The following is an 8,543-nucleotide window of genomic DNA, read 5'->3' on the forward strand; positions in this document are numbered from 1 at the left end:
CAAACAACTGGGAGCCGTTAACGGCGTCGGTGCTGTCTGCGGCCAGGGTGCCTGCCGCCAGATGGGTGATCTTGCTGTCGCTTCCGTTGTGGGTAGCGTTAAAGGCACTTGCGCTGTCATCCCACAATAACGCGTCATTGGTTAAGCCAGCGACAGAGGCCTCTGTGTTAGTGATAGAAGTGTTAAGTGCGCTTAACGCACTGCCTACGTTATTGTAGGTGCCTGTGCCTACCTCGTAGAGGGGAGCATTCACTGTACCATCAGAGTTAACGGAGGCGCCTCCGCCTAGTCGGTCGGCAACGGATTGACTTAAAGAATAAATTTGCGCACCTGTAACGGCATCGGTACTGGTGGAATTGATGTCGCCTTTAGCAACGTAGGTTATCTGCCGCTGAGTGGTGCTGTTACCCACGGCGACGGAATTGTCTTCCTGGGCGACAGAGCCCGAGCCAAGGGCAACTGAGTTGGTGCCTATCGCTTTTGCGCCATTACCAAAAGCAGCGCTGTCGTCGCCGCTCGCAGTAGCTTGATAACCTAATGCAGAGGAAGTTGCTCCGCTCGCGACAGATTTATAACCTAACGCAACCGATTTTGCGCCGCTCGAATTGGCATACACGCCCATTGCCATTGAATAACTTCCACTGGCTGAGGATGAGGCGCCCATTGCAATGGCCCGGTCACCGGCTGAAACCGATTTTACGCCAAGCGCTAACGAAGAGTCGCCGGTGGACTGGCTGTAGGAACCAATGGCGGTACTCCATTTCCCCATCGCGGAGGCTTTATAACCCATTGCGGCGCTTGCGCCATCAACGTTGGTGTAAGTATTGGCTGTGGCATCGGTACCAATTGCAATCCACCCTTTTCCTCCAGTCTGGGTACCCGTTGGAGTAACGCCGTCGCCTGTATCGTTTCCTGCGTTGGCCAGTGCATCCGCAGAAACCATAATGCTGCTAAGACCGATGAGTGCGGAAACTGCCAGCTTTCTGCGGCCGTTTTTTTTGCCGCGGCTTTTTGCGGTTTCACTGGTGACAATAAATGTTCCCGTAGCGGCATTCCAGAGGACTTTAAATATTCTGTTCATGGATAAGTGCTTTCCTTTTCTAAAATAGTTGTATCAATGGCTATTATTTTTTTGGCTTCTTTTTTGTATCGTTAATAGGTTGTATTCTGTCGAATATGACATTCTCCATGTTAATACCTATTTTTAGATACTTAAGGTTATTGGGCGATACGCCTTTTAATGTTAGCGTGACGTTTGTCCATGTTCCCGGTAAGAGTTCGATGGTAGAATTCATTTTCGTGTTGAGCAGGAGTTGTCGCCAGCGAGGCAGATCTTTTGCCTCGGAAGGTTTTTTCGTACCCCATGTCATATTAAACGCCAGGTTTGATACGGGAACGCTGAGTAAGTTAACTAAATCAAGATGAATAACACTTCCATCATCTATTGGCTCAATAGATAGAATACGCCCGGCTAATCCGATGTTGCCGTTGTTAATAATAAAATAGTGCGTTTGTGATGGATCCAGTTCTGTGTAATCGAATAGCCGTTGTTTGCGTTCAATGCGACCAACGACTTCGGCGACCTTTTGAGTCGTGTTGATAACTGTAGCTTGTTGTTTTTCTAGCAAATTTACCTTTGCTTCTTGTTCTTTTTGTTGTTTTTCTAACAGGTTTATCTTTGCTTCTTGTTCTTTTTGTTGTTTTTCTAACAGGTTTATCTTTGTTTCTTGTTCTTTTTGTTGTTTTTTCAGTTCTTCAACAAGGTGCTTATCTGCGAAGTAATCACAACCAGATAAAAAAAATGTGAATCCCAAAGCAAGCAGGGGAATAAATTTCCCATTTTTGTGCATATAAAATACCCTTGTTTATAATTTATATGATATAAATAGTTAAACTATTATTTATACAGCTAACTCACCGTTCTGCGGGGTTACGGCATTGTCGATAATCAATTAATGTATGATTACAACGAAAATATTCATTGCTTCTATGAATTTGTATAAATGCCCGAAATTCATTATCAATTGCCCATAGCAATATCTTATAAAAATATAATCATGAAATTTATGTATAGGTGCATTGCCTTGTAGATAATAATATTATTTAATTTAGTGGGTCAATTATATTCTGCGGGTCATGAGAACAGTCGATGAAAAAATTCATTGTATAAATACAAATAGGCCTGATAGTGGCATTTATATTCCTGAAAAATCGAGATTACCGTTAAAAATGAATTCGTATATAAGCGGTGTAAATACGTCTGGATAAAAATTCGGAATATAGCCCGATGCTCTCAAGGCATCCGTTGAACGACGGGGGCCTTGAGAGCCTGTGATGCGGAAGTATTTAGAACTCGCTCTTCGCGAAGCCGGTCATCTCTTTGAGCCCCATTTCCCGGCCCAGCGCCGTCATCGGGTGTACCACGATCAGGCCGCGTACGCTTTTTTTGAGTTTGCCCATATCGGCCTGCTCTTTTTTAGTGATCGCGCGGCGAAACGGCAGGTTCATCAGCTTCTGCGCTTCTTTACTCAGTTTTTGGCTGTGTACTTCGCGCAGACGGATAATTTCTGCTTCCAGCGTCTCTTTTTCTTTTTCCAGCTCCGCGTATTTATCGGCGGATTCAACCAGCGAGAGAGCTGCCTGTTGGTGGCGAATAGCGTCAAGACGATCGCTCAGGCGTTTAATTTCGTTTTTTTCAACTTCTTTCATGGGATAGCTTCTGATAGAAATGGGATAGATACCCTATAGTATGCGCGCAGTGAGTGATTCTTCACAACTCATGGCGTAAAGATAATCAATTATGGCAAGTATTACACCGCTAATTATTTAGTTATCTCTTTGAGAATAAAATCTTTTTTTCGAAAGAAAAGATGAAGCGCCTTTTTTGCCGGCAAGAAAAGCGATTAAGCACATTTTCCTCAATGACCACGCTAAATTGATCCTAAACTCAAATAAGCGACCGCGGGAGTCAGACGCGGGTCACACATGGAGGATCTATCATGGCAAAAATAGGTGAGAACGTACCACTTCTTATTGATAAAGCCGTCGATTTTATGGCGTCCAGCCAGGCGTTCCGTGAATACTTGAATAAAACGCCGCCGCGTGATTATGTTCCTTCCGAAGTGCCGTCGGAGAGCGCGCCCATTTATTTGCAGCGTCTGGAATATTACCGGCGGCTGTACCGGCCAAAAGAAGAAGAAAGAGGTTAACGGCGGGATTTACTTTTGAAAGGCCTTTTTTAAGCTGATTTTAGAAATCAGCTCGGTCAGGGAGAGGACCATCGTCGAACGTACCGCCTGCTGATAGCGCTGAATTTGCATGGCGTATAGCGCCGCGTCGGACGTATCAAAATGCGGCGGTGGCGGCAGCGCCATGACGCAGTGCAGTTCGCCAAACGGTCCAAGAATTTCGTCGTCGGTGAATGCGTATTCGTTACCGTCGTGATTCAGCTCTTCGCGCAGCGCCATTAACAGCTCCGCATCTTCATATTCGGTGCGACTGAGTACGCCCAGGCCATAGATAAGTTTCAGACGTACCGAAAGATCGCCCAGCGGCCCGTCGCCGTCCAGCAACGGTTCCACAGCGTATTTCACCGCATAGTCGTCTTTGCGAAACACCTGGAGCACCAGAATATTCACCGCCTCGGTCAATAACTCGACGGCGGTAATCAGGAAGCTCCGTACGGTTTTGCCAGCATTCAGACGCTCAAGCACACGATTTTCAAAGGCCTGGGTTTGTTCCATTATTGCCTGCATATCTGACAAACTGTTATTTGGGCGCAGGCTAACCTGCGCCGGGTTCTGCGTCATTTGGTGGCGTTATATGCGTTAACCGACTCCGCCACCACATCGCTATTGGCATCCAGCCCGGAAATTTGCGCCAGCGCGGACTGCGGGCCTTTTTCGGTAATCAGAGCCGCCAACTCCTGCGCCTGCGGATCTTCATCACTACGGAAATGCATCGCCGCCGCGATCCCTTTGACCAGATTCACATGCGGCAGACCATATTCCAGGGTGCCAAGCAGCGGTTTGATCAGACGGTCGCCTGCGCTCAGCTTACGCAGCGGCTGACGACCCACGCGCTCAACGTCATCTTTCAGATACGGGTTTTCAAAACGACCGAGGATTTTCTGAATGTATGCCGCATGTTTGTCGGCATCAAAACCGTAGCGTTTGATCAGCACCGCGCCGCTTTCTTCCATCGCGCCTTTCACCACCGCGCGAATACTCTCATCGAGAATGGCGTCGCGAATGGTTTGATGACCGGCTAATTTGCCGAGGTACGCGGTTATAGCATGACCCGTGTTCAGCGTGAAGAGTTTACGTTCGACAAATGCCATCAGGTTATCCGTTAACTCCATCCCCGGAATGTTTGGCAACGCGCCTTTAAACTGGGTTTTGTCGACAATCCACTCGCTGAACGTTTCTACCGTCACTTCCAGCGGATCGTTGGTCGCAGAAGCAGATGGCGGCACAATACGGTCAACGGCGGAATCGACAAAACCGACGTGCTGTTCAACCCAGGCTTTATCGCCATCCGCCAGCGCGTTCATCACATGACCTTTGAGCTGCGTGGTGCCGCGCACCATGTTTTCACAGGCGATGATATTCAGTGGGGTAGAGATGCCCTGCGCTTTGCGTTTTACCAGCCCTTTAGCGATGGCCGGAGCGATACGTTCCAGCACAACCGGGCCCACGGCAGTGGTGATTAAATCAACGTGGGCAATCAGGTCGACAACTTCATCGCCGATGCTGCTGACAGCGTTGACGCCGGAGACGGTATCAACCTGCTCATTTTCTCCCACGACATGAACCTGATAGCTATGACGGGCATTCAGGGCATCGAGTACGACCTGGTTTACATCCGCGAACGTCAGTTGTATCCCCGCGTCCGCCAGCAGTTTGCCGATAAAGCCACGACCGATATTACCTGCGCCAAAATGTAATGCTTTCATAGTATTAACCTTCATTAATGTTTTTACCCGAGAGGGCTGGGGTGAGGCTTTTCCCTCAACCTAACCCTCTCCACAAGGGAGAGGATATCGCCTTCATATTTCGAACTGCAGATGCGTTGGCTCTCCTCGCTCACCCCAGTCACGTACTTATGTACGCTCCTGGGGATTCACTGCGTTGCCGCCTTCCTGCAGCTCGAACTATTTTGGGGATACTTAACTGTTAAGCTTTTTTACCTGCCAGCAGTTCCAGAACTTCATCCACGCTGGTGGTGTGCGCCAGACGTTCGATCACGGATTCATCATCCAGCGCGTTGGTCAGGCTAGTGATGACCTGGATGTGCTCATTGTTACGTGCGGCGATACCAATGACCAGACGGGCAATATCGTCTTCTTCTTCACCGAAGCGTACGCCTTCCGGATACTGGCAGAACACCACGCCGGTTTTCAGCACGCGATCTTTAGCTTCCACCGTGCCGTGCGGAACTGCGATGGATTCACCGAGGTAAGTCGGCGTCAGCTTTTCGCGGTCCAGCATCGCTTCGACGTATTCCGGCTCAACATAGCCGCCTTTCACCAGTTGCTCACCAGCAAAGCGAATCGCTTCTTCTTTGTTAGCCGCTTTACGGCCAAGGAAGATGTTCTCCGCACCCAGTTTGAACAGGTGGGTATCACCCTCTTCAAAGCTGTCTTTCAGGTGGTCGCGAACTTTCTCCTCGTTCACGTTGTGGCGCTGCGCAGCGACCAGACGTTCGGTCAGGCTGGTGTACAGGCCGCTATCCAGGAAGTTGGTCAGCGAAATATGCTGCGCCTGCGGTACCTGACGCATCGCGCGCTCGGTAAGGTCACGGTGAGTAATGACCAGATCCACATCCGGCGGCAGATTGTTAATGGCGCTGTTGGTGACGGAGATCTGGCTCAGGCCCGCATCCTGTACTTTCTTACGCAGTACCCCTGCGCCCATCGCGCTGGAACCCATACCGGCATCGCAAGCCACGATGATTTTACGCACATGGCTCAGGTCGTTAGTCACGTCGCCAGCCGCCAGCGGAGAGGCGCCTTTAGATTCCGCTTTCATGTCATGCATACGACGGGTGGCCGCTTCAATGTCATCTTCTTCTTTCACTTTGCTGGTTTTCAGCAGAATTGCAGACACCACGAAGGAGACCGCCATTGCCGCCACGATGGCAGCGATGTTAGCGAAGTAAGCGCCTTTTGGCGTCATCGCCAGTACCGCCAGAATGGAACCCGGAGACGCCGGAGAGACCAGACCGCCGTTCAGGATGGTCAGAGTGAATACGCCGGTCATACCGCCGAGAATCACCGCCAGAATCAGGCGTGGGTTCATCAGCACGTACGGGAAGTAGATCTCATGGATACCGCCCAGGAAGTGGATAATCGCCGCGCCGCCCGCAGACTGTTTAGCGCTGCCGCGACCGAAGAACATGTACGCCAGCAGGACGCCCATCCCCGGACCTGGGTTAGCTTCAATCAGGAAGAAGATGGATTTACCCATCTCATGGGACTGCTGGATACCCAGCGGTGAGAAGATGCCGTGGTTAATCGCGTTATTGAGGAACAGGATTTTCGCCGGTTCAACAAAAATGGACGCCAGCGGCAGCATATCGTGCGCCACCATGAAGTTAACGCCCGCCGCCAGAATTTTGGACAGGACTTCAACCGCCGGACCAATACCGAGGAACGCCAGCATGGCGAGGATCATACCGATAATGCCAGCGGAGAAGTTGTTCACCAGCATCTCAAAACCGGATTTGATCTTACCGTCTACCCAACTGTCGAATTTCTTAATGCAGTAGCCGCCTAATGGACCGGCGATCATCGAGCCGAGGAACATCGGCATATCCGCGCCGACAATAACGCCCATGGTAGTGATAGCGCCCACCACGCCGCCGCGTTCGCCGCCAACCAGACGACCGCCGGTATAACCGATGAGCAGCGGCAGCAGGTAGGTGATCATCGGACCAACCAGTTTCGCCAGCGTTTCGTTAGGCAACCACCCTGTTGGAATAAATAATGCGGTGATAATACCCCACGCGATAAACGCGCCGATATTAGGCATCACCATATTGCTGAGGAATCGACCAAAGCTTTGCACTTTGATCTTAATATCGGATGACATAAAAACACCCCTTCTTATGTTGCTGTCGCGCAGGCTGAAAGCCCGAGGTTTGTTAATGTAGCGGCAGAGGTAGCCGGACCCTGTAGATACTGCGAAATCTGGCACTGAATCGTTCAACTGTCCAGTCGACGGTCTTTTATGTGACATTCGTCACGTAAATATAGGGTGTATGGCGTTAGTTAATGTGATTTTAATCACAAAATAACGGTACAAAAAAACATCACAGTGCAATAATTCGCTGTAAATGAGGATTAAATGTGAAGTGATTCACATTTTTGGTTTTGCTGTTTGTTGAATCTTTGTGATGTAGATCGCAAATTATTTTCATCTGGATTTGAGCAGATGTGATCTGCGGCAGGTTCTACCCCCGACATTTTTTATTGCAAAACAAAGCAACTTCTCACCAGAAAAAATATTTATTTTGTGGTATGGCGAAAACCCCAAACTGCAGTTATGTTCAAAACATCAGCCAGGGTGCATACGGCTGCCGGCATAAAAAACTCTAATTAGCGTGAATTCGAGGCAGGCATGTTTCTAAATTATTTCGCGTTGGGCGTGCTGATCTTCGTTTTTCTGGTTCTGTTTTACGGAATCATCGCCATTCACGATATTCCCTATAACATGGCTAAAAAACGTAACCATCCCCATGCCGATGCCATCCATACTGCGGGATGGGTGAGCCTGTTCACTCTTCATGTTATTTGGCCGTTCCTGTGGATCTGGGCCACGCTCTACCAGCCTGAAAAGGGATGGGGAATGCAGTCACACATCACACCGACCGGAAAGGAGTCAGACCCTGAGATTGCCGCGTTGGCAGCGCGAATCACCCAGTTGGAAAAAAGACTGGATGGGGAGAAAAAAAACGATAACTCCACCTTTCCGGAGATTTAATCATGGATTTGTTGATAGTCCTGACCTATGTGGCCTTTGCCTGGGCCATCTTTAAAATATTCCGTATTCCGGTAAACCAATGGACGCTTGCTACCGCTGCATTAGGTGGGGTGTTCATTGTTGCGGGATTGATTTTATTAATGAACTATAACCACCCGTATACTTTTACGGCGCAAAAAGCGGTTATTTCAATTCCGGTCACTCCGCAAGTCACAGGAATTGTTAGTGAGGTAACAGATAAAAATAATCAGCTAATTAAAAAAGGTGATGTGCTGTTTAAGCTCGATCCGGTACGGTATCAGGCGCGTGTCGACAGGCTGCAGGCTGATCTGGTTACCGCTACGCACAACATCGACAACCTGAAAGCACAGTTGTCGGAAGCGGTCGCCAATACCACCCGTGTATCTGCTGAACGTGACCGTCTGTATAAAGATTATCAACGCTATTTGAAAGGCAGTCAGGCGAAGGTTAACCCGTTCTCTGAAAGCGATATCGATAACGCCCGTCAGGAATTGGGTGCGCAACAGGCGCTGGTCAACGAAACCCAGGGAACCATTAAAG

9 protein-coding genes are annotated in these 8,543 nt (G+C 49.2%); 3 read left to right on the forward strand and 6 right to left on the reverse strand.

Annotated features, from left to right (window positions below):
* The 3 genes from ACLD11_RS21505 to ACLD11_RS21515 form a co-directional block, all read right to left on the reverse strand.
* Positions 1-1,081 (reverse strand): ESPR-type extended signal peptide-containing protein (locus tag ACLD11_RS21505; protein WP_411015350.1); only part of this gene is annotated, 1,081 nt, incomplete at its 3' end.
* 43 nt (positions 1,082-1,124) lie between these two features.
* Positions 1,125-1,850, reverse strand: a complete 726-nt coding sequence (locus ACLD11_RS21510; protein ID WP_411015351.1) for a hypothetical protein — start codon at positions 1,848-1,850, stop codon at positions 1,125-1,127.
* 496 nt (positions 1,851-2,346) lie between these two features.
* Positions 2,347-2,709, reverse strand: a complete 363-nt coding sequence (locus ACLD11_RS21515) for a YibL family ribosome-associated protein (RefSeq protein WP_183059186.1) — start codon at positions 2,707-2,709, stop codon at positions 2,347-2,349.
* A gap of 290 nt (positions 2,710-2,999) precedes the next feature.
* On the opposite strand from ACLD11_RS21515, the gene ACLD11_RS21520 reads away from it, so the two are divergent.
* Positions 3,000-3,209, forward strand: coding sequence for a hypothetical protein (locus ACLD11_RS21520; protein WP_001062558.1), 210 nt, complete (start codon positions 3,000-3,002; stop codon positions 3,207-3,209).
* 9 nt (positions 3,210-3,218) lie between these two features.
* Here ACLD11_RS21520 and mtlR read toward each other — a convergent pair whose 3' ends face one another.
* The 3 genes from mtlR to mtlA all read right to left on the reverse strand — a co-directional run bounded on the left by mtlR (position 3,219) and on the right by mtlA (position 7,091).
* Positions 3,219-3,809, reverse strand: a complete 591-nt coding sequence (gene mtlR, locus ACLD11_RS21525; protein WP_183059187.1) for a mannitol operon repressor MtlR — start codon at positions 3,807-3,809, stop codon at positions 3,219-3,221.
* Positions 3,806-4,954: a mannitol-1-phosphate 5-dehydrogenase gene (gene mtlD, locus ACLD11_RS21530; protein WP_411015352.1), complete on the reverse strand. Its 1,149-nt coding sequence runs from the start codon at positions 4,952-4,954 to the stop codon at positions 3,806-3,808. The genes mtlR and mtlD overlap by 4 nt, the downstream gene beginning before the upstream one ends.
* A 220-nt stretch (positions 4,955-5,174) precedes the next feature.
* Positions 5,175-7,091: a PTS mannitol transporter subunit IICBA gene (gene mtlA / locus ACLD11_RS21535; RefSeq protein WP_411015353.1), complete on the reverse strand. Its 1,917-nt coding sequence runs from the start codon at positions 7,089-7,091 to the stop codon at positions 5,175-5,177.
* A 528-nt stretch (positions 7,092-7,619) separates the two neighbouring features.
* Here mtlA and ACLD11_RS21540 point away from each other — a divergent pair.
* Positions 7,620-7,982, forward strand: a complete 363-nt coding sequence (locus ACLD11_RS21540; RefSeq protein WP_000479642.1) for a DUF3302 domain-containing protein — start codon at positions 7,620-7,622, stop codon at positions 7,980-7,982.
* Positions 7,983-7,984: 2 nt separating this feature from the next.
* A partial coding sequence (locus tag ACLD11_RS21545; protein WP_411015354.1) for a biotin/lipoyl-binding protein occupies positions 7,985-8,543 on the forward strand: 559 nt, incomplete at its 3' end.

The sequence above is a fragment of the Salmonella sp. 741265116_PST genome (assembly GCF_046567715.1).
In the GTDB taxonomy this organism is placed as follows: Bacteria; Pseudomonadota; Gammaproteobacteria; order Enterobacterales; family Enterobacteriaceae; genus Salmonella; species Salmonella enterica.